We start from the raw sequence: 19254 nt of genomic DNA, 5'->3' as shown, positions 1-19254 counted from the left end.
ACCATCATGGTGGGAGGCGGAGCGGTGCCACAGGAGTCGCCGGCATCCAGCAGGAGTTTTGCCGTCGTCTAACCCAGCACTAACCGCGGACTTGCCACCCCGCTCCTAGGGTCGAGGAATCGCCTCAGTACCTGCCTCAGCACCTGCAGACCCCGCGACCAAGGAGCGCCCATGAAGCACCATCGCCCCACTGCCCGCGTGCTGGCCAGCCGCACCATGACGATCCTGGGCGGCTCGCTTGCCGTGGCGCTCGTGAGCGCTTGCGGCTCGAGCGGCGGGACCAACGCTCCGACGAGCCCGCCGACCGGGGCCGTGACCTCCACCTCCGCGTCGTCGGGGACCAGCTCTGCCAGCGGGGGTTCGGCCTCCGCCACGAGTCACCCCACCGAGTCCAACCCTCCAGGGGACATCCCCGACAACCAGGCGTACGTGCCGTTCGCCCCGGCCGGCAGCACGGTCACCGTCAAGGTCCCCGAGGGGTGGGGCCGCACCACCACAGCAGGCGCCACGGTGTTCAGCGACAAGCTCAACAGCATCCGGATCAGCGTCACGAAGAGCTCGACCGCACCCACGGTCGCCAGCGTGCGCAGCCACGACCTTCCCATGCTGCAGGCGACGGTGCCGAACTACGCACCAGGCAAGGTCACCACCGTCACCCGCCGCGCGGGCACTGCGATCCTCGCGACCTACCAGGGCGACTCGGCCCCCAACCCGGTGACCGGCAAGGTCGTCCGCGACGCGTTCGAGCGGTACACCTTCCAGCACGGCCAAACCAGGGTGGACCTCACCCTCGCCGGACCCACCAACGCCGACAACGTCGACCCGTGGCGGATCGTCAGCGACTCGCTGGCCTGGCACTGATGGCGTCGGCGACCACTGTCACGGCGCGACCCCAGGGCCTGGCCCCGGAAGGGCAGCCCGCCCTCGTGGCGGACCGGCTCTATCGCTTCTACCGAGCGGGTGACGACGAGACCCTTGCTCTGCAAGGCGTGTCCCTGACACTGCAGCCCGGGGAGATGCTGGCAGTCGTCGGCCCGTCCGGCTCCGGGAAGTCGACCCTGCTGTCCTGCCTGGCCGGCCTCGACGAGCCCGCTGGTGGCACTGTGACCATCGCAGGCCACCGGCTCAGCCACCAACCCGAACCGGTCAGAGCGGGACTGCGCGCGAAGCACATCGGCATCCTGCTGCAGTCACGCAACCTGCTCCCTCACCTGAACCTGACGGCCAACATCTCCCTGGTCCAGTCCGCTCTGCGCCGTAGTCACCCCCGTCCGGCCGCCCTGGACCTGCTCGAGAGCGTCGGGCTCGCCGACCGTGCCCAGTCCCTGCCGCGCCAGCTGTCCGGTGGCGAGCTCGCACGTGCGGGGCTGGCCGTCGCGCTGGCCAACGACGCGCAGGTCATCCTCGCCGACGAACCCACCGGGGAGCTCGACGGCGAGACCGAGCAACAGGTCCTGGACCTGCTGCGGCAGCGCGTGGCCGCCGGCACTGCCCTCCTCGTGGTGACACACAGCGCCGAAGTCATGGCGGCAGCCGACCGAGTCATCACCCTTGCCGACGGGAAGGTCCAGGCATGATGAACGCCCTCTCCCCCGATGTCCTGTGCCGCGACGCCGCGTTGACCTTCGGCACGGGACCCACCGCGGTCGTGGCCGTCCACGGGGCCACCTGCGCCGTCCACCGCGGAGACCGGATCGCCATCATCGGCCCCTCGGGGTCGGGCAAGTCGACCTTGCTCCACCTCCTCGCCGGCCTGGAGCGCCCGACCAGCGGGACCATCGAGTGGCCCGCCCTCACCGGGGCGCACGATGCGGCCACCCGAAGCGCGGCGATCGGTCTGGTCTTCCAGACCCCGAGCCTCATCCCGACCCTCAGCGTCGAGGAGAACGTGGCCCTTCCCCTTCAGCTGGCGGGAGTCGCCGCCGCCCCGACCAGCGAGCGCACCTCCGAGAGCCTGGCGCAGGTCGACGCCGCACACCTGGCCGACAAGCTGCCCGAGGAGCTCTCCGGTGGTCAGGCCCAACGCGTGGCCGTCGCCCGGGTCCTGGCCATGCGCCCACCGTTGATCCTCGCTGACGAACCCACCGGACAGCTCGACCACGCTTCCGGGCAGCTCGTGGTCAATGCCCTGCTGGCCGCGGCCGACCACATCGGCGCCGCCCTCGTCGTGACGACCCACGACGCCACCGTCAGCGCACGGCTGCCGGACCACTGGACCATGCACGAGGGCCGCCTCAGCGTGCCGGACCGGGCCGGGGTCAACCGATGACGGGGACCGTGGTGTGGCTGACAGGCCTGATGCGCCGTCGTGGTCTGCGCCTGCTCGGGACCGCTGCGGGAATCGCCCTGGCCGTGGGGCTGACTGCGGCCCTCGGCGGATTCATCGCCGCCTCGCAGGCCACCATGACCACGCGCGCGACCCACACCGTTGCGGTCGACTGGCAGGTCGAGGTGCAACGGGGGGCAGTCCCCGCCGGGGTCCTCACGACGCTGCGGGGCACGCCCGGCACGGCGACCGTGCAGACCGTGCACCTGACCAAGACCACCGGCCTGGAGGCGACCGCGGCGGGGAGCACCCAGACCACCGGGCCCGGGGTCGTCCTGGGCCTGCCTGCGGGGTACCGATCGGCCTTCCCGGCGCAGCTGCGACAGCTGGCCGGTAGCCCCGAGGGCCCGCAGCTGGCCCAGCAGACGGCCGCGAACCTGCACGTCGCCCCCGGGGACCACGTCATCATCGGCCGTCCCGGGTCGCCGCCTGCGACGATCACCATCGCCGGGGTCGTCGACCTGCCCCAGGCCGACACCCTCTTCCAACACGTCGGCGCGGCAGCGCAGTCGCAGGCGACCGCACCACCGGACAACGTGGTCCTGCTGCCCGAGCCCACCTTCACCACCCTGTTCCACGGCGCCGACGTGACCACCCAGTTCCACGTCCGGCGGAACGCCCCCCTACCCGCCGCCCCCGCCGACGCCTACAGCCGCGTGCTCGCGACGGCGCACCACTTCGAGGCCCAGACCGCCGGCGGCGCCCTGGTCGGCGACAACCTCGCCGCCGCCCTGGACGCGGCCCGCGGCGACGCGGCATACGCGCAGATGCTGTTCCTCTTCCTGGGACTGCCGGGTGCTGTCCTCGCCTGCCTGCTCACCGCCGCCGTGGTCGGCGCCGGCGCCTCCCGCCGCCGGTCCGAGCAAGCCCTGTTGCGCACCCGGGGCCTGTCCACTCGCGCCGTCATCAGGCTGGCGCTGGCCGAGACGGTCCTGGTCGCCGCCCTGGGATGCCTCGTCGGGCTCCTCCTCGCCAGCGCAACGCTCGCCCTGGCCGCCCGGACCGGCCCCCGCGCCGAGCTCACCTGGCTCTGGTCAGCTGCCGCCGTCGCCCTCGGGGTCGTGGCCGCGACGGCCACGACGCTCACGCCGGCAGTGCGTGACCTCCGTGCCCGCACCGTCACCCAGACCACCGCGGTCGTCGGGCGCCGAACCCGCCTCCCCTGGTGGCTTCGCACCGGACTCGACCTGGCCCTCGTCGTCGCCGCCGTCATCGTGTTCTGGGCGTCCTCCGCCGACAACTACACCCTCGTGCTGGCACCGGAGGGCATTCCCAGCATCGCGGTCTCCTACTGGGCGTTCCTCGGCCCAGCGCTGCTCTGGCTCGGGGCGGCGGGGCTGCTCACCCGCATCATCCTGACCCTCCTGGCCCACGCGCGCCCCGCCCTCACCACCGGCCTGCGACCCCTGACCGGGCCCCTCGCCCCGTCCGGTGCGGCCAGCCTCAGCAGACAACGACCGGCGCTGGCCAGGGCGAGTGTCCTGCTGGCACTGGCGTTGTCCTTCGCCGCCTCCACAGCCACCTTCAACGCGACCTACGCACAGCAGGCCGAGGCCGACGCCCAGCTCACCAACGGGGCAGACGTCACGGTCACCGAGCCGCCCGGCGCCAGCGTTCCCGCCAGTGCGGCCGCTCCACTGGAGAGGACCCCCGGGGTGCGGCGGGTCGAACCCCTGCAGCACCGCTTCGCCTACGTCGGGGCCGACCTGCAGGACCTGTATGGCGTCAATCCCGCGACCATCGCGTCGGTGACCGCCTTGCAGGACGCCTACTTCACCGGTGGCACGGCGAAGCAGCTCATGACCCGCTTGCAGACCGACCCCACCTCGGTCCTGGTCAGTGCCGAGACCGTCAAGGACTTCCAGCTGAGCCCGGGCGACACCCTCCGGCTGCGACTGCCCGACGCGCACGGCGGTGCCGCCCGCCTGGTGCCCTTCCACTTCGCGGGGATCGTCAACGAGTTCCCCACCGCCCCCAAGGACAGCTTCTTCGTCGCTAACGCCGCCTACGTCGCCAAGGCGACCGGCAATGCGGCCGTCAGCACGTTCCTCATCGACACCGGTGGGACCAACCAGGCCCAGGTCGCCGCCGCGGTACGTCGCGAGGTCGGCTCGGCGGCTGCGGTCACCGACCTCACCGAGGCCCGCGGCAAGGTCGGTTCCAGCCTCACCTCGGTCAACCTCCAGGGCCTGACGCGAATCGAGCTTGGCTACGCGATCGTCCTGGCCGTCGCCGCCGGCGCACTGGTCCTGGCCCTCGGCCTGGCCGAACGCCGACGGTCGATGGCCATCATGACCCTCCTGGGCGCCCGACGCCGTCAGCTCCGCGGCCTGGTGATCGGGGAGAGCACGGTCATCCTCGCTGGCGGTCTGCTCGGCGGCGCAGCCATCGGGACCGTCCTGTCCCACATGCTCGTCAAGGTGCTCACCGGGGTGTTCGACCCACCTCCCTCCCACATCGCGGTGCCGTGGAGCTACCTGACCGGCACCACCCTGGCTGTCGTCGTCGCGCTCGTCGCCGCGGCAGCGTCCGGGGCCCGCGCCAGCACCCGGCCCGCGGTGGAGGAGCTCCGAGACCTGTGACGAACCCTGTGACGAGCGCCGGGGCGAACCCGGGGACGCCGCCCGGCGCGAAGTAGCATCTGCGCCATGGCCCAGGAAACCGCCAACGGTGTGGCCGCGCTCGTCATCGAGGACGACAACGTGCTCGGGCACCAGCTCACCGCCGGACTGGCGGCCCAGGGTTACCGTTCACGCTGGTCCCGCACCGGCGCCTCAGGTCTGGCCGAGGCAGCGGCGCACCGCCCGGACCTGGTCGTCCTCGACCTCGGCCTGCCCGACCAGGACGGCATCGACGTCGCCCGGAACCTGCGCAGCTCCCACCCCGACCTGCTCCTGATCATCCTCACCGCTCGGGATGCGGACATGGACGTCGTCGTGGGCCTCGACGCCGGGGCCGACGACTACCTCACCAAACCCGTCAGCCTCAGCGTCCTGCTGGCTCGGCTGCGCGCCCACCTTCGAAGCAGACCCATGGCCCGGCCCGCCGAACCGATCGCGCACGGCCAGCTCCACATCGACACGGCCGCCAGGGCCTGCACCCTCGCCGGTGCGCCAGTCACGTTGCGCCCCAAGGAGTTCGACCTGCTCGCCACTCTCGCAGCCTCCACGGGCACCGCCCTCAGTCGGGAGGACCTCATGTCCCAGGTCTGGGACGAGAACTGGTACGGCTCCACCAAGACCCTCGACGTGACGATGGTCGCGCTGCGAAAGAAGCTCGATGCTGCCGCCACGGCCGCAGGCTCCCGTGCACCCGTCATCACGACACTGCGGGGCCACGGCTACCGCATGGAACTGGCCTGAGGCAGCACCTCGTCGTCGAGGTCGTCGGTCCCCGCGAGCCCGTCACGCGATGACCGGAGCTGGTACGGCACGGAGGTCACCATGACGCCTGGCTGGTAGAGCAGCCGGCCCTTGAGGCGCAGCGCGCTCTGGTTGTGCAGGAGGTGCTCCCACCAGTGCCCTACGACGTACTCCGGGATGAAGACCGTGACCACGTCTCGGGGGTTCTCGCGCCGGATGTGGCTGATGTACTCCAGTACCGGACGGGTGATCTCTCGGAACGGGGACGCGACGATCGTCAGCGGGATGTCGACCCCGCGTTCGTCCCAGTCTGCTCGTAGCTTTCGCTCCTCCTCCTTGTCGACGGCCACGGTCAGGGCGGTCAGGCGGGAGGGGCGTGTCGCCTTGGCATAGGCCAGCGCCCGCAGAGTGGGGGCGTGCAGCTTGGAGACCAGCACGATCGCATGGTTGCGGCTCGGGAGGATGATGCCGCCGGGCTCGGGTTGGAGGTCGAGCTCGACGGCGTCGTAGTGGCGGCGGATCGCCCGCATGAGCAGGAAGATCGCCACCATTGCTGCGATGGCCAGGTAGGCGCCCCCGAGGAACTTGTAGCGCACGACGATGACCAGGACCAGGGCGGTCACCACCGCGCCGGTGCCGTTGATGAGCTGGGATCGGTGGATGGTGCGGCGGCGGGCGGGGTTGCCCGTCCGGCCGAGCTCGTCGCGCCAGTGCCGGACCATGCCGACCTGGGAGAGGGTGAAGGAGGTGAAGACGCCGACGATGTAGAGCTGGATCAGCTTGTCGATGTTGGCGTCGAAGCCGATGACGAGCGCGGCGGAGACTCCCGCCAGCAGCAGGATCCCGTTGCTGAAGGCCAGGCGATCTCCCCGGTTGTGCAGCTGATGAGGGAGGAAGCGGTCTCTCGCCAGGATCGACGCCAAGGTGGGGAACCCGTTGAACGCCGTGTTTGCCGCCAGCACGAGGATCCCGGCCGTGGCCGCCTGGAAGGCGTAGAAGAGGACGCCGCGCCCCCAGATGGTCTCGGCGATCTGGCTGATCACCGAGGGGTTCCCGTCGTGGTAAGCGCGCGCATGAGTGGCCAGGGCGAGGGCTGTGATCCCGGAGAACATCGTGATGGCCAAGGCGCCCATGATCAGCAAGGTGGTGGCCGCGTTCTTGCTCTGGGGCTTCTTGAACGCCGGGACCCCGTTGCTGATCGCTTCCACGCCGGTCAGCGCCGTGCAGCCGGAGGCGAACGCGCGAAGGCACAACAGGACGGTGAAGATGCCCCCCACTTGGGCGGTGTGCTGCAGCTGGAGGTGGGCGCTGGAGGCCTCCGGGATCCCGCCGTTCAGCTCGCGGTATGCGCCACTGGCGAGCAGCAGCATGGTCAGGCCCACGAAGGCGTAGGTCGGGAACGCGAAGGCTGTGCCCGACTCCTTCACTCCCCTCAGGTTGACGAGCGCGAGCACTGCGATGAAGCCCACGGAGAGCTCCACGGCGTACGGCGCCAGGGACGGCAGCGCGGAGATGATGGCCACCACGCCAGAGACGACCGACACCGCGACCGTCATCACGTAGTCGACCAACAACGCGGCTGCCGCGGTCAAGGACGCGTTCTGGCCCAGGTTCTCCTTGCTCACCACGTAGGCGCCACCCCCGCTGGGATAGGCGTAGCACGTCTGCCGGTACGAGGCCACGACCACGGCCAGCAGCAGCGCCACCGCGATCGAGATCGGCGCGGCGAGTCCCAGGTATGCGGCGGTGCCCGCAGTTCCCAGGACGAGCACGATCTGCTCAGTCGCGTAAGCCACCGACGAGATCGGGTCCGAGCAGAAGACGGGCAGAGCGATCTTCTTGGGCAGCAAGGTCTCGCCCAGCCTGTGGCTGGCCATCGCGCGCCCGATCAGGAGCCTCTTCAGGGACTCGGCAGTTCCGGACAAGACTTCCTCAGCGACCCGTGAATTGCAGCTGCGCAGCGCTCATGGCGCCAGCCTGCAGGGCGCGCCGAGCATTCGTCACGGCCCTTAACGCAACCTTGACGGCACCTCTGCGGGGATTCGAACCCCGGGCCTTCTCATTGCGAAGGCTGAGCCAACAGCTCGTCGCGCACCTGCGCCATCGTCGGGCACACCGTGACCCCCGGACCGGCCAAGCGCTCGGCAGGAGTGGAGGCGGCATACCCGATGCAGCGCATGCCTGCTGCCCGGGCCGATGCGACGCCGGGCGGGCTGTCCTCGACCACCACGCACCGGCTGGGCTCCACTCCCATGGTGCGGGCGGCGTGGAGGTAGAGGTCCGGTGCGGGCTTGCCGCGGTGCACGTCCCGTGCGCTGAAGATCCGCCCCTGGAAGCGTTCGTATAGTCCCGTCACGCCCAGCGTGCGCCGCATCTTGTCGTGGCTGCCGTTGGACGCCACACAGGTGGCGATGCCCTGCTCTGTCAGCTCGTCGAGCAGCGGGATGATGCCCTCGACCACTTCCAGCTCGGTGGCGTAGGCGGCGTCGTAGAGGTGCTCGAACTCGTCGTCCCAGCCGCTCGGGAGCGGTCGGCCGAGGGCTCGCTCGACCTCGGCCTGGAAGTACTCCTCCGAGCGTCCCAGGAAGCGCTCCATCACCTGGTCGGCGCTGAGTTCCCACCCGAGGCTGGTCAGAACCGTGGCACCGATCCGCGCCCCCATCAGCTCGGAGTCGACCAGGACGCCGTCGCAGTCGAAGATGACCAGGTCCACAGGCACGCGGCCCTTTCAGTCTGGGAGGGGTGTTGCGGGGAGCTACTTGCCGATGCCGTCGGTGAGCCCTCTGAGGAACTGGCGCTGACCGATCAGGAAAAGGACGATCATGGGCAACGCGGCCATGGTCAGGCCGGCGAACTGGACTGGCCAGTCGGTGAGCAGTCGGCTCTGCATGTCCATCAGTCCCACGGGCAGCGTCTTGAGGTCACCGGTGCTGATGAAGACCAGCGCGAACACGAACTCGTTCCACGCGAAGAGGGCCTGTAGCAGGGCCGCGGAGACGAGGATCGGTCGACACATCGGCAGGATGACCTGCCAGAAGGCCTGCGTGGGCGAGCACCCGTCCAACGTGGCAGCCTCATCGACCTCTGGGGGGATGTCGATCATGTACGCCCGGATCAGGAAGGTCGTGAAGGGGATGCGGAACGCGGTGTAGAGCACGATGAGTGCCCAGTAGCTGTCGTAGATGTGTAGCTGCTGCAGCAGGCCGAAGAGGGGTATGAGCGCCACGGTCGGTGCGAGCATGAGCCCGCCAAGCAGGAGCCCGAGGATGGCCCCCCCGAAGGGGACGCGCAGGCGCACGAGCCCATAGGCAGACCAGGCGCTGAAGAGGACCGTGGTGAGGATTGAGGCGGAGGTCACCAGAACGCTGTTGACGAAGTAGCGCACGACCCCGGCGCTGCCGGCCCTGCCGAAGTTGCCCCAGCGCAGCTTGCCCGGCAGGCCCCAAGGGTTCGCGAAGACCTCTTGGTTGCTCTTGAAGCTGCTGAAGACCATCCACAGCAAGGGATAGAGGACGGCGACGACGAGCAGTGCGAGCCCGAGCCAGCCTGCCAGGCGCATTGCGCGGGCCCCGAAGCGACGCGCTGCCCGCGTCGACCTCCCGACTGCCGGGGTGTTCGCCGTCATGGCCAACGTCGGGCTTGCCTTCGTCTGGCGGGTGGGGGTCGGGGTCGGGGTCGGGCTGGAGGCGGACATCACCACTGGATCCTCCGTCGGCGGCTGACCACGATCTGGACGGCGCCGATCGCAAGCGTGATCACGAAGATGACCGTGGCAATGGCGGACGCGTATCCCATGTCGTCGTTGAGGAAGGCGTTGCGGTAGAGCCACGTGCCGAGCACCTGGCTGGAGTCCGAGGGCCCACCCGCGGTCATGACCATCACTTCGTTGAACACGAGAAAGGCTCCGGAGACGGTGAGGATGATGATCAGCGTCGTCATCTCGCGGACCATGGGCACGGTCACCGAGAAGAACCTCCGGATCGGGCCAGCGCCATCGACCTTCGCAGCCTCGTGGAACTCCTTGGGAATCCGCTGGATTCCGACGACGAACAAGATCGCGGTGTAGCCGATGGACTGCCACTGGCTCATCGCGATGATGCTGCCCATGGCGGTACTCGGTTCCCCGAGCCACGAGTGCTGCCAGCTCTCGAGCCCCACCGCTCCGAGCAGGCGGTTCACGAGCCCGATCTCGGGGTTGTAGAGGAACGAGAAGAGAATGCCCGCGACCGTGATCGAGATGACAGCGGGGATGAAGTAGATCGTGCGGAGGATGCCACGCAGTCGTTGGTGGACGAACTCCTCGAGCAGGGCCGCCAGGACGAGCGAGAAACCGACCTGGAAGACCAGTGACACGACCGCGAACACCGTGTTGTTCCACAGTGCCGTCCAGAAGATCGGGTCGTGGAACGCCGTCCGGTAGTTGTCGAGCCCGACGAAGGTCGGCGCTACCGAGAACGCGTTCCAGGAGAACAGGCTCAGCCGCAGGTTGTCGACGATGGGGTAGTAGACGAAGACCAGCAGCAGGACCAGGGCGGGCAGGACCCAGGCCAGCGACCGCCATCGCATCAGCGTGGTGCTCATGTCATGCCCTCCTCGGTGGGCGTTGGTCGGTCGACGCTGACCGACCGTGTCGAGGTCGGACCGGGTGGTCCTCGGTCAGTGGGGCGGGCACGTCCAATGATCCGCCCGCCCCACCTGGGTGTGAGGTCAGCCAGCCTGCTTCTTGGCCTTGGCAGCGGCCTCCTGGACGCCGGTCATGACGTCCTTGCTCGTCTTCGAGCCGGAGATGACGCCCTCGATCCCGGAGAGGTAGGCGTTGGCCACCTCTGCGTTGGTCACCGTGTCGAGCCAGATCGCGAACTGGTTGGCCTTGCTGATGTCGGCGAGTGCTGACTGGAGCTGCGGGAACGAGTTCGCCGAGGTCGCCGAGCCCTGGACAGGACTCAGCCAGCCGATGTCAGCCGTGAGCTTCGCGGCATTCTGCTGGGTGGTCATGAACTTGAGGACGTCGACGGCGAGCGCCGCGTTCTTGCTCTGGGCGTTGACCATGAACCCGTCCGGTGCACCCGTCAGGGCTCCGGCGTCACCGGCCGCGCCCTGGGGTGCGGGCAGCCGCATGAAGTCCCAGTTGTCGGCGAGCTGCTTCGGCGCACCTCCCTTGGCGGTCAGCGCCTGGAACTCGACCGACTCCAGGTAGTGCATGGCGGCCTTGCCGTTGAGGAAGTTCGCCTGTCCGGCCTCGTGCGAGACACCGTTGGCGTCCTTGCTGGAGCAGTGGGTGACGATGTCCTTGAACTGGTCGACCGCCTTGGTGTAGCCGGGATCCGTGAATGCACCTGTGGCCGGGTCGTAGTCCTTGGCGAGGGTGTCCGGTGGGACGTTGTACGCGTTCAGTTGTGTGATGTAGTGGATCGCTGGCCAGCCGTACTGGTTGCCGAAGGCGATGGGCGTGTAGCCCGCCGTCCTCAGCTTGTCGCAGTCCCCGATGAGCTCCTCGAGCGAGGCGGGAGCTCCGCTGATCCCGGCCTTGGTGAAGGCTGACTTGTTGTAGGCCAGGTACTTCGCGTCGAGGTCGATCGGCACACCGAAGTTCTTGCCCTTGGTCTCGAAGGCCTTGAGGGCGGCCGGCGAGAAGGTCTTGCCCCACTCGGTGTCGGGCCCGATGACCGAGGTCAGGTCGGCCGCCAGACCGGCACGGACGAACTTGTTGGCGAAGTCACCGGCCCACGAGAAGTAGATGTCGGGCAGCTGCTTCGAGGCCGAGAGCACCCGGATCTTGTCCTTGTAGGGCTGGTCTCCCACCTGCTCGAGCTTGATGGTGACCTTGGGGTTGGCCTGTTCGTAGGCCTTGGTCACGCTCTCGAAGTACGGGGCGTACTTGGGGTCCGCGAACTTGGTGACCATGGTGATGGTTCCCGACTTCTCGGCTGGTGCGCTGAGGCTCTGGCTGCTGGCTCCTCCCGCACCAGGGTTGGCCGTCCCGGGCGCGCCGCAGGCGGCCAGGGCCACCGCGGTCGCGGTGGCGAGCACGGCGAAGGATGCGCTGCGCATGGTGTGCTTCATGTGAGGTCCACTCCTTTGTGGATGGGGTTGAGCGGTGCAGTGAGTCCCTCGAGTGAGGTCTCGTACCCGAAGGCGCCGAAGGTGGCGCAGGTGCTTGAGGCGTATGCCGTCGCGGCGCCCAGGAGCGTCGCGAGCGGCATGTCGCCGATGAGGCCGGCGAGAAGTCGGCCGATGAAGGCGTCCCCGGCCCCGAGGGTGTCGACGACGGGAGTTGCGGGCGCCTGGGCGTACACCACGTGCTCGCCCTGGAGCGCCACCGCACCGCCGGCTCCCATCGTGACCGCGACGAGGCCCGGGCCGAGGTCCTGGATGCGCCGGGCCTCGTGGACGGCCTCGTCGACGCTCGCGAAGGGCAGTGAGCGGATGGCGATGTCGACGAGCGGTGCGTACTCGGCGATGTAGGCCCGCGGGCGCTCCGAGAAGTCGAAGGAGAGCCGCGGTGCCGCGGCGGAGATGTCGCCAAGCTGGTCCTCGACCATGGAGCACTCACCGGTGTGCACGACGGTCGCCGCTGCGACGGCTGCGAAGTCCGCCGGTGTCAGCACGAACCTCGACACCCCCGGGTCCCCGTGGTCGAACACGCGGTTTCCATCGACGACGCGCACGTCCGCCGAGGCGTTCGGGCCCTCGACGACCCTGAGCATCGAGGTGTCCACCCCCTCGGCCACCAGCGCGTCGAGGACGGTGCGACCGGCGAGGTCGGTGCCTACCGCCCCGATGTAGGCCGCGCCGGCGCCACATCGACGCCCGTGCACGGCCACGTTGACCGCGTTCCCTCCGGGGTAGAGCACCCCCCGTTCGAGGTACCGGTCGACGACGTTGTCGCCAAGGGTGAGCAGAGTGACGTTCATGCTGCCGTCCTTCAGTACGCCATGCGACGGTAGTAGCGGCGGGTCGTCAACGGGTGGTCACGGAGCACCTCGAGGTGGGCGCTGACCCGCTCGAGCAGGGCAGCCAGGATTACCGGCGACACGAGTGCCCGGGTGGTCTGCGAGATCCCGGGCAGTTCCACATCCGCCGTGTCGAGGATGAGCAGCTTCTCGGTGAGTCCCGACACAAAGCGCTCCACCCGGTCGGCGAGGGGCCGGGTGGCGTCCTCGCCCTTGAGCAGGAGGACGCTCACGTCAGGCTCGACGAGCTCGAGGGTGCCGTGGAAGAAGTCCGAGGCATGCACGGGGCGCGTCCGGATCCACTGCATCTCCTCCAGGATGCACATGCCGTAGTAGAAGGCCTCCGGCCACGTGTTGCCGGACCCGGTGACGATGTGCCACGGATCGGCCGCGATCGCCTCGGCGAGCGCGGGCGCTCGCCGATCGAAGGCGCCCTTGGCGTCGAGGAGGAGCTCGGGCAGACGTGTCAGCTCGGCGACGACGGCGGCGTGGTCCTCGAGCACGCCCGTGCGCGCCATGATCGACAGCGACAGCAGCAGCGCCTGCAGGTAGAACGACTCGCAGGACGTGTCGTCCTCGGCGAAGTTCACCAGGCTGACGTCGGCCTTGGTCCCCAGCGGGGTGTCGGGGTGGCCGGTGAGGACCAGCACCCGCGCCCCGGCGGCCTTGACGAACTCGAGGGCCGCGATGCTCTCGGCGGTCGTGCCGGACAGCGACGGGATGACCACCAGGGTGTCTCGGCCCACCGTTGCCGAGCCCGTCACGACGAGCTCGGCGGGCAGGACGACGTCGGCGCGGAAGGCTGAACGGTCGCGCAGCAGGGCGGCCGCGGGCTGCATGAGGATGCCCGCCCCCCCGGCGCCGGCGAAGACCACGTTGGTCACGCCGGAGCCGAGGGCGTCAGCCACCACGGCGTCGATCTGATCGGCCAGGCCGACGGCACCCGACTGGATGCGCAGGTAGCGCGCTGGGTCGAAGTTGAGCAGGTCGGGAGTCATGCTCAGTACTCGACCTTGAACATGTACCGACGCGTCTCGAGGTCGTGACCGCGGACCGACTCGTAGTGCTGGGCGAGCCGGTTGGCCAGTGCACCCACGACGATCGGCGAGACCTCGCCTCGGACGGACTCGGGAATGCCGGGCAGCTCGAGGTCGCGCACGTCGACGTACTGCGCCTTCTTGCAGTACTGGTCGAGGAAGCTCTTCGCCCGCTCCCCCATGGGCCGCGAGGCGTCGTCACCGACCCACAGCAGGACCGCGGTGTCGTCGTCGACCATCTCGAACGCACCCTGGAAGAACTCTCCGGAGTTGAACGCCGCCGCGTGCTTCCACTGCATCTCCTGCAGGAAGCACATGGCCAGGCCGTAGGCCCATCCGTAGCTGGGTCCGGACCCCAGGACGTACGTGATCGGCTCGTCCTTGAACGCGTTGGCGATGTCGGCGAGCTCCGGCTCGGCCTGCTCGACTGCGTGCCGGACGGCGACAGGCAGAGCCGCAAGTGCCTGGTCGACGGCGTCGGTGTCGAGCTCGGCGCCAGTGGCGGCGAGCAGCTCGAAGGCGACGATCAGCTCGAAGAGGTCGCTCTTCCCGGTGAAGGCCGTGTCGGCCGCCTCGGCGAGTGGGCTGCCGGGCTTGGCGGCGGCGATGACCGTCGCGCCGGTGGCCTTGGCGGTCTTGGCGGCGGCGACGGTCTCCTTGGTGGTTCCGGTGTAGGACGCCAGCACGACGAGCGAGCCGGGACCCATGATCGCCGGCACCGAGGTGTTGAGCTCGTCGCTCTGGAGCTGGAAGGCCGGGAACGATGCCTTCTGCTGGAGCAGGTAGTGGGCCGGGTAGCTGCAGATGATAGAGCCGCCGGCGCCGACGAAGTACACGTTGCGCAGCCCGCGCTCCACGACGTCGCGGACCACGGTCGCGATCGCCTCGCGCTCCGCGATGGTGGCCGTCAGCTTGTCGACGATGTCGGCGTCGATCGGCTTGAGGGGAAGGGTTTCGGTCATCGGTGCTCCTGGTTCCAATCCGCGAGTAGCTCGCTTTTGATAACGTTCTCAACGTGATGAGTGAGAACGTTCTCAACCCATAGGCCTCCTGTCAAGAGGGTTCCCGGAAATTGGTCAGATCCGGTGCGACGAGGCATTCCGACACCGGCTAAGGTCGGGCCAGAAGTCGGCGGAGGCGTGCCGCCGACGGGGCGCCGGGGACCCGCGCGCTCGCGGCGCCGACCGCCACAGCGATCGACTCGGCAGACCACCAAAACCGTTGGTTCGAGACGTATTCGAAGGAGCACCGTGAGCAAGAGCGTTGAACCGCGCGGCATCGCCACGGTTCCCGACGTCGCGCGTGAAGCGGGAGTCTCCACCGCCACCGCTGCCAGGGCGCTCGGCGGCTATGGCTCGGTGCGCGAGAGCACCCGCGAACGGGTGCTCGCGGCAGCCGAACAGCTTGGCTATCGAGCGAACAGCCTCGCGCGGAGCATGATCACCGGGTCGACGCGCACCCTCGGCGTCGTGGTGTCAGACATCGAGAACCCCTTCTTCCGTCGTTCACTGCGCGGCATCGCCGACACGGCGCGGGCTCAGGGGTTCGAGGTGCTGCTGGCCAACACCGACGAGGAGCTCGACAAGGAGGAGACCGCGGTCAGGCTGATGACCGAGCGACGCGTGGACGGCCTGGTCGTGTGCCCCGCAGACGGTGGCGACAGGTCCCACCTCCGCGAGGTCATTGCAGCCGGCATCCCCGTGGTCCTGCTGGACCGGAGCGTGGCGGGCCTGCAAGCCGACACGGTAGGTATCGACAACCGCAAGGCTGCGCGAGCTGCCACCGAGCACCTGTTGGCCAACGGCCACCGAGAGATCGCGATCCTCACCGGCGGGACACCCACGATGCTGGAACGCATGCTGCGCCCCGACATGAGGGGCGTCGAACGGGCATCGGCAACGACTGTCGGCGCCCGCGCGGCCGGGTTCCGCGATGCCATGACGGCGGCAGGTGTCCCTATCCGACCGGAGCTGATCTCCTCCGGTGGCTACCGGCGCGAGGACGGCGAGGCCGAGACGGCCAGACTGCTTGCCTTGGATGACCGGCCCACGGCGATCCTCGCCTTCGACGCCATGCAGTCGCTCGGGGCGTTCCACGCCATAGCGCGCGCGGGAATTCGTTGCCCGCAGGACGTGTCTCTGCTGGGCTTCGACGACACCGAGTGGGCTGACGTGGTCAGCCCGGCGTTGACGGTCGTCGCCCAGCCGGCCTACGAGATCGGGGTGGCGGCGTGCCGCCTGCTGTTGTCACGCATCGAGGGAGCAGGGGGCGCGGTGGCCCATCGACGGTTACCGACCGAGCTCATCGAACGCGGCTCAGTAGGACCGTGGCTGGCGACATGAGGGTTTCAGTACACCCGCCCGGCCCCGGCAGCCCCTCAAGGTGAGAGGCGCAGTTCGAGTGCATGGAGTTCATGGGCTGGCTCGGGTCCGATGGAGCAATAGCTGACAGTCACATAGCAAGACACCCTGTCCATCCTGCGCCGTTTGGGCAGGTCAGACAGGGTGTCATCGGGTGGAGCTGCGGGGATTCGAACCCCGGGCCTTCTCATTGCGAACGAGACGCGCTACCAACTGCGCCACAGCCCCTGATGCGGACGAAACAATAACACCAGCACGGGGCCCGATGGAAAACGGTCGCCTGCCGGTCCCTATGCCGTGCCTCTCAGCGTGGGGCACGGCATAGGGATCGGCACAGGGACCGGCGACTTGGGCGTCCGCTGACCGGCTCGAAGGCGTTCTCGTCAGGTCAGGCGCGCTCGCATCACCGTGTGGCCCGTGTCGACCTGCCGGATCTCCACCGCCGCGATGCGCGCGACGGGCAGGGTAGACACCCCGACCGGGTGCATGATCCGGTCCGGCCGGGCGGTCCAGTCGCGAAGCTCCGTCGCCTGACCGGCTCGATCCACGACCCAGATCGCATAGTCCACGCGGTAGTCGCCGCCCGAACCCCCAGCGCCCGAACCACCCGCGCCCGAACCCCCAGCACCAGAACCACCAGCCGCGCTGCCCGTCTGCCGGGCGTACTGGCACTCCACCCGCAGCTCGGTCCCGCTCGCGGTGGGCACGACGTCGACCACGGCCGTCATCAGCGACGGCTCGACAGCGCTGAAGGCCAACCTGCCTCCCGCCACCAAGCCGGGCCTGGTCGACCCGGCGTTCGAGGTGGCCCCCGGTGCTGGCGCGCCGTCGCGCCCGGCGTTGGACGCGGCATACCCGCCGACGCCTCCGATGAGGAGAGCGGCCGCAGCGGCGGTCAAGGGCACCAACCAGGCGCGCCGGGCCGTCCTGACCGGCTGGGAGGGCAGCGCGGGCATCAACGAGGCCGGGAGCTCCAGGTCGAGGACGTCATGGTCCATGGCGAGGACCTCGCCGGGCGGCAGCTGGGCGAGCAACCCCGGCAGCCCGGCGAGCTCGGCCACCGCGGCGCGGCAGACCGGACATCCGGCCAGGTGCTCCTCGTACTCGCGGCGCTCGGCAACGGCAAGGGCACCGAGCACGTAGGCGGCGTCCCAGTCGGCGTACTGGTCGCGCTCGCTCATCGGCCGCTCACCCCCTTCTCCTGCAGGACCAGTCGCAGGCTGCGCAGCCCGTAGTGCAACCGCGACTTCACGGTCCCCTCCGGCACCCTCAACTCGGCCGCGATCTCGGCCACGGTCCTCCCTTCGTAGTAGGCCGCCGCGATGACCTGCCGGTGCTCTCGCGAGACCGAGCCGAGCGCGTCGGCGAGCAGCCACCGGTCCAGCACCTCGCCCGACCGGTCCCCCACCCCGGGCTCGACGAAGTCGATGCCGGCGACCTCGTGCCGCGACGCGGCACTGCGCCAGCGGTCCACGACGAGGTTGCGCACGACGGTGAACAACCAGGCCCTGGCCTGCTGTTCGGAGCGCGTCCCCAGCCCGGGGTCGCGCCAGGCCCGCAGCAGCGACTCCTGCACGACGTCCTCGGCGACCTGGGCGTCACGCGTCAGCCGCAGGGCGAACCGCCACAGCTCGGCGGCATGGCGGTCGTGCAGACCCTGCAGGGCCGCTTCCCGCTGGTTCGTCCCCACCTCAGGCTTCCTCCCGCCCCTCGACACGACAGATCCTCCCCGCACCGGGGACTCGCCGTAAAGGACGAGACATCGGCCCGCGCGGTTCAGCGTGGACGCCGTGAACCCCTGCGACCTCGGCTACGTTCCTGGGTCATGCAGATCAACGGACTCCCGGCCCACGTCCTGCTCGTGCACGCGGTCGTCGTGCTCCTGCCGTTGACCTCTCTCGCCGCCGTGCTGGTGAGCGCCTGGCCGGCCGCCCAGCGGAAGCTGACCTTCCTCGTCCCCCTGGGCGCCGTCATCGGTGCGGCAGTCGTGCCGATCACGACCCGCGCAGGCAACGACCTCGCCGCCAGGCTCGGCAACCCGCCCTTCATCAAGGCGCACCAGGACTACGGCGACAAGGTCCTGCCCTGGGCCGTGGCCCTGGCCGTCACGACCCTCGTGCAGTGGCTCTACCTGCGACAGGGCTCGGCCACGGTCGTCCGGGTCGTGCTCGGGCTGCTCGTGGTCGGCAGCGCCGTGGGCACCGGCACGATCGTGGTGCTCACCGGCGACTCGGGCGCCCACGCGGTGTGGGGCAACCGGTAGGTCGCGCCAGGCACCTCCGGAACGTGGTCCCGACAGGTCAGGCGCCGGCGACCCGACGCTCGGGGACGTCCTGGTATGCCGCGTACTCCGTGTCGGCGTCGCCCACCAGGTCGGCGGACGTGGGCGCGGGGCGCGTCACCCGGGACTTCATCGTGTAGGTCGGTCGCGGCACCGGCACGGGATCCCAGGTGAGGGGGATGTCGTCCTCGTCCACGAGCGGGCGGGCCGGGATGCGCGAGGACTCAGGCGTGGCCGCTGCTGGCACAGCCACGTCCGCAGCCTCGTGGTCGAACAGCTCCGGCCGCGTTGGCTGGGCTGCGATGACGGACTCGACCGCGGCATCGACCACCGGCTCGACCACCGGCTCGACCCCCGACGGGACAGCCCCGTGGGACGAGGTCGGCTGCGCCGGGGCCGGGTGCGAACAGGCCGGGCGGGAGGAGTCACGGGAGGCGGCACGGGAGCGACGTTCGGCCAGCGCGGCGCTGCGGGCCCAGGCCACGGCCCCACCGACGCAGACCAGGGGCACGAGCAGGGTGAGCACGGGCAGCAACGAGAGCGCGACGAGCGGGAGCGCCACCACCACCGTGGACAGGGCCCCGAGCATGATCATCGCCCGGTTGCGGCGGGCCACCAGGGGGTTCGTGCGCACCGGCTCCGCCTCGAACGGCCTGGGCAGCTCGGCCCGGGCGGTCTCGGCACGCTTCACGACCACCTGCGGACGCGCGGCGCGCGCTGGGGACACGGCATACGAACGCGGTTGCGGCGCGGAGAGGTTGGACGCCGGCAGCGGACTGCGGCGTTCGAGCACGCGCATCGACTCCGAGAACTGGTCCACGGAGCGCGCGGTGGCGAGGTGCTCGCGGCGACGGACCCAGAACTGCACGAAATAGGCAGCCCAGACCGCGATGATGACGAGGAAGACAAGACTGCTGGGCTGCACGGATACGAGG

Annotated in this window: 18 protein-coding genes and 1 tRNA gene; 7 read left to right on the top strand and 12 right to left on the bottom strand. The window is 69.6% G+C overall.

The features are described from left to right. Positions 1–171 precede the first annotated feature (171 nt). From BJ986_RS09175 to BJ986_RS09155, 5 genes are all read left to right on the top strand, one after another. A complete protein-coding gene (locus BJ986_RS09175) occupies positions 172–861 on the top strand; it encodes a hypothetical protein (protein ID WP_202881219.1) in 690 nt (229 codons plus the stop codon). Beyond that, positions 861–1577 (top strand): ABC transporter ATP-binding protein, encoded by a 717-nt coding sequence (locus BJ986_RS09170; RefSeq protein ID WP_179421698.1) that lies wholly within the window; start codon positions 861–863, stop codon positions 1575–1577. Before BJ986_RS09175 ends, BJ986_RS09170 begins: the two co-directional genes overlap by 1 nt. Further along, positions 1574–2269 carry an ABC transporter ATP-binding protein gene (locus tag BJ986_RS09165; RefSeq protein WP_202881218.1) on the top strand — a complete coding sequence of 232 codons (696 nt, stop codon included), beginning with the start codon at positions 1574–1576 and terminating at the stop codon, positions 2267–2269. Before BJ986_RS09170 ends, BJ986_RS09165 begins: the two co-directional genes overlap by 4 nt. Continuing rightward, positions 2266–4908, top strand: coding sequence for an FtsX-like permease family protein (locus BJ986_RS09160; protein ID WP_179421697.1), 2643 nt, complete (start codon positions 2266–2268; stop codon positions 4906–4908). The genes BJ986_RS09165 and BJ986_RS09160 overlap by 4 nt, the downstream gene beginning before the upstream one ends. Positions 4909–4974: 66 nt before the next feature. Then, the gene (locus tag BJ986_RS09155) at positions 4975–5688 is read left to right on the top strand and encodes a response regulator transcription factor (protein WP_179421696.1); all 714 of its coding nucleotides are present in this window, start codon (positions 4975–4977) and stop codon (positions 5686–5688) included. Here the strand turns inward: BJ986_RS09155 and BJ986_RS09150 are convergent. The 8 genes from BJ986_RS09150 to BJ986_RS09115 all read right to left on the bottom strand — a co-directional run bounded on the left by BJ986_RS09150 (position 5667) and on the right by BJ986_RS09115 (position 14640). Then, the gene (locus BJ986_RS09150) at positions 5667–7565 is read right to left on the bottom strand and encodes an APC family permease (protein WP_179421695.1); all 1899 of its coding nucleotides are present in this window, start codon (positions 7563–7565) and stop codon (positions 5667–5669) included. The two genes, BJ986_RS09155 and BJ986_RS09150, sit on opposite strands and share 22 nt — an antisense overlap. Before the next feature lie 182 nt (positions 7566–7747). After that, entirely contained in the window at positions 7748–8407 is a 660-nt protein-coding gene (locus BJ986_RS09145; protein ID WP_179421694.1) for an HAD-IA family hydrolase, read from the bottom strand. Between the two features lie 36 nt (positions 8408–8443). Next, positions 8444–9382, bottom strand: a complete 939-nt coding sequence (locus BJ986_RS09140) for a carbohydrate ABC transporter permease (protein ID WP_238338073.1) — start codon at positions 9380–9382, stop codon at positions 8444–8446. Beyond that, the gene (locus BJ986_RS09135) at positions 9382–10269 is read right to left on the bottom strand and encodes a carbohydrate ABC transporter permease (RefSeq protein WP_179421693.1); all 888 of its coding nucleotides are present in this window, start codon (positions 10267–10269) and stop codon (positions 9382–9384) included. Before BJ986_RS09135 ends, BJ986_RS09140 begins: the two co-directional genes overlap by 1 nt. Before the next feature lie 126 nt (positions 10270–10395). Then, a complete protein-coding gene (locus BJ986_RS09130; RefSeq protein ID WP_179421692.1) occupies positions 10396–11751 on the bottom strand; it encodes an ABC transporter substrate-binding protein in 1356 nt (451 codons plus the stop codon). Continuing rightward, the gene (locus tag BJ986_RS09125) at positions 11748–12602 is read right to left on the bottom strand and encodes a PfkB family carbohydrate kinase (protein WP_179421691.1); all 855 of its coding nucleotides are present in this window, start codon (positions 12600–12602) and stop codon (positions 11748–11750) included. Before BJ986_RS09125 ends, BJ986_RS09130 begins: the two co-directional genes overlap by 4 nt. An 11-nt stretch (positions 12603–12613) precedes the next feature. Beyond that, a complete protein-coding gene (locus tag BJ986_RS09120; RefSeq protein WP_238338072.1) occupies positions 12614–13639 on the bottom strand; it encodes an SIS domain-containing protein in 1026 nt (341 codons plus the stop codon). A gap of 2 nt (positions 13640–13641) precedes the next feature. Continuing rightward, complete coding sequence (locus tag BJ986_RS09115) at positions 13642–14640, bottom strand: SIS domain-containing protein (RefSeq protein WP_179421690.1); 999 nt, start codon at positions 14638–14640, stop codon at positions 13642–13644. 288 nt (positions 14641–14928) lie between these two features. On the opposite strand from BJ986_RS09115, the gene BJ986_RS09110 reads away from it, so the two are divergent. Beyond that, positions 14929–16020 (top strand): substrate-binding domain-containing protein, encoded by a 1092-nt coding sequence (locus tag BJ986_RS09110; protein ID WP_179421689.1) that lies wholly within the window; start codon positions 14929–14931, stop codon positions 16018–16020. Between the two features lie 173 nt (positions 16021–16193). Here BJ986_RS09110 and BJ986_RS09105 read toward each other — a convergent pair. The 3 genes from BJ986_RS09105 to BJ986_RS09095 all read right to left on the bottom strand — a co-directional run bounded on the left by BJ986_RS09105 (position 16194) and on the right by BJ986_RS09095 (position 17728). Next, positions 16194–16266 (bottom strand) — tRNA-Ala (locus BJ986_RS09105). A gap of 155 nt (positions 16267–16421) precedes the next feature. After that, positions 16422–17219: an anti-sigma factor family protein gene (locus tag BJ986_RS09100; protein WP_179421688.1), complete on the bottom strand. Its 798-nt coding sequence runs from the start codon at positions 17217–17219 to the stop codon at positions 16422–16424. Beyond that, complete coding sequence (locus BJ986_RS09095) at positions 17216–17728, bottom strand: sigma-70 family RNA polymerase sigma factor (protein ID WP_179421687.1); 513 nt, start codon at positions 17726–17728, stop codon at positions 17216–17218. The genes BJ986_RS09100 and BJ986_RS09095 overlap by 4 nt, the downstream gene beginning before the upstream one ends. A 135-nt stretch (positions 17729–17863) precedes the next feature. On the opposite strand from BJ986_RS09095, the gene BJ986_RS09090 reads away from it, so the two are divergent. Then, positions 17864–18301 carry a DUF2231 domain-containing protein gene (locus tag BJ986_RS09090; RefSeq protein ID WP_179421686.1) on the top strand — a complete coding sequence of 146 codons (438 nt, stop codon included), beginning with the start codon at positions 17864–17866 and terminating at the stop codon, positions 18299–18301. 37 nt (positions 18302–18338) lie between these two features. Here BJ986_RS09090 and BJ986_RS09085 read toward each other — a convergent pair whose 3' ends face one another. Beyond that, positions 18339–19244, bottom strand: a complete 906-nt coding sequence (locus tag BJ986_RS09085; RefSeq protein ID WP_179421685.1) for a hypothetical protein — start codon at positions 19242–19244, stop codon at positions 18339–18341. Positions 19245–19254: the final 10 nt, after the last annotated feature.

The organism is Pedococcus badiiscoriae (genome assembly GCF_013408925.1).
In the GTDB taxonomy this organism is placed as follows: domain Bacteria; phylum Actinomycetota; class Actinomycetes; order Actinomycetales; family Dermatophilaceae; genus Pedococcus; species Pedococcus badiiscoriae.
Note: the sequence above shows the minus strand (reverse complement) of the source record. Positions and strands in the feature narration are given on the sequence as shown.

Coding starts and splice junctions, on each gene's coding strand:
- BJ986_RS09115 (WP_179421690.1), bottom strand. CDS start 14,640: ATGACCGAAACCCTTCCCCTCAAGCCGATCGACGCCGACATCGTCGAC.
- BJ986_RS09135 (WP_179421693.1), bottom strand. CDS start 10,269: ATGAGCACCACGCTGATGCGATGGCGGTCGCTGGCCTGGGTCCTGCCC.
- BJ986_RS09100 (WP_179421688.1), bottom strand. CDS start 17,219: ATGAGCGAGCGCGACCAGTACGCCGACTGGGACGCCGCCTACGTGCTC.
- BJ986_RS09125 (WP_179421691.1), bottom strand. CDS start 12,602: ATGAACGTCACTCTGCTCACCCTTGGCGACAACGTCGTCGACCGGTAC.
- BJ986_RS09175 (WP_202881219.1), top strand. CDS start 172: ATGAAGCACCATCGCCCCACTGCCCGCGTGCTGGCCAGCCGCACCATG.
- BJ986_RS09170 (WP_179421698.1), top strand. CDS start 861: ATGGCGTCGGCGACCACTGTCACGGCGCGACCCCAGGGCCTGGCCCCG.
- BJ986_RS09120 (WP_238338072.1), bottom strand. CDS start 13,639: ATGACTCCCGACCTGCTCAACTTCGACCCAGCGCGCTACCTGCGCATC.
- BJ986_RS09090 (WP_179421686.1), top strand. CDS start 17,864: ATGCAGATCAACGGACTCCCGGCCCACGTCCTGCTCGTGCACGCGGTC.
- BJ986_RS09155 (WP_179421696.1), top strand. CDS start 4,975: ATGGCCCAGGAAACCGCCAACGGTGTGGCCGCGCTCGTCATCGAGGAC.
- BJ986_RS09160 (WP_179421697.1), top strand. CDS start 2,266: ATGACGGGGACCGTGGTGTGGCTGACAGGCCTGATGCGCCGTCGTGGT.
- BJ986_RS09130 (WP_179421692.1), bottom strand. CDS start 11,751: ATGAAGCACACCATGCGCAGCGCATCCTTCGCCGTGCTCGCCACCGCG.
- BJ986_RS09165 (WP_202881218.1), top strand. CDS start 1,574: ATGATGAACGCCCTCTCCCCCGATGTCCTGTGCCGCGACGCCGCGTTG.
- BJ986_RS09140 (WP_238338073.1), bottom strand. CDS start 9,382: ATGTCCGCCTCCAGCCCGACCCCGACCCCGACCCCCACCCGCCAGACG.
- BJ986_RS09150 (WP_179421695.1), bottom strand. CDS start 7,565: ATGGCCAGCCACAGGCTGGGCGAGACCTTGCTGCCCAAGAAGATCGCT.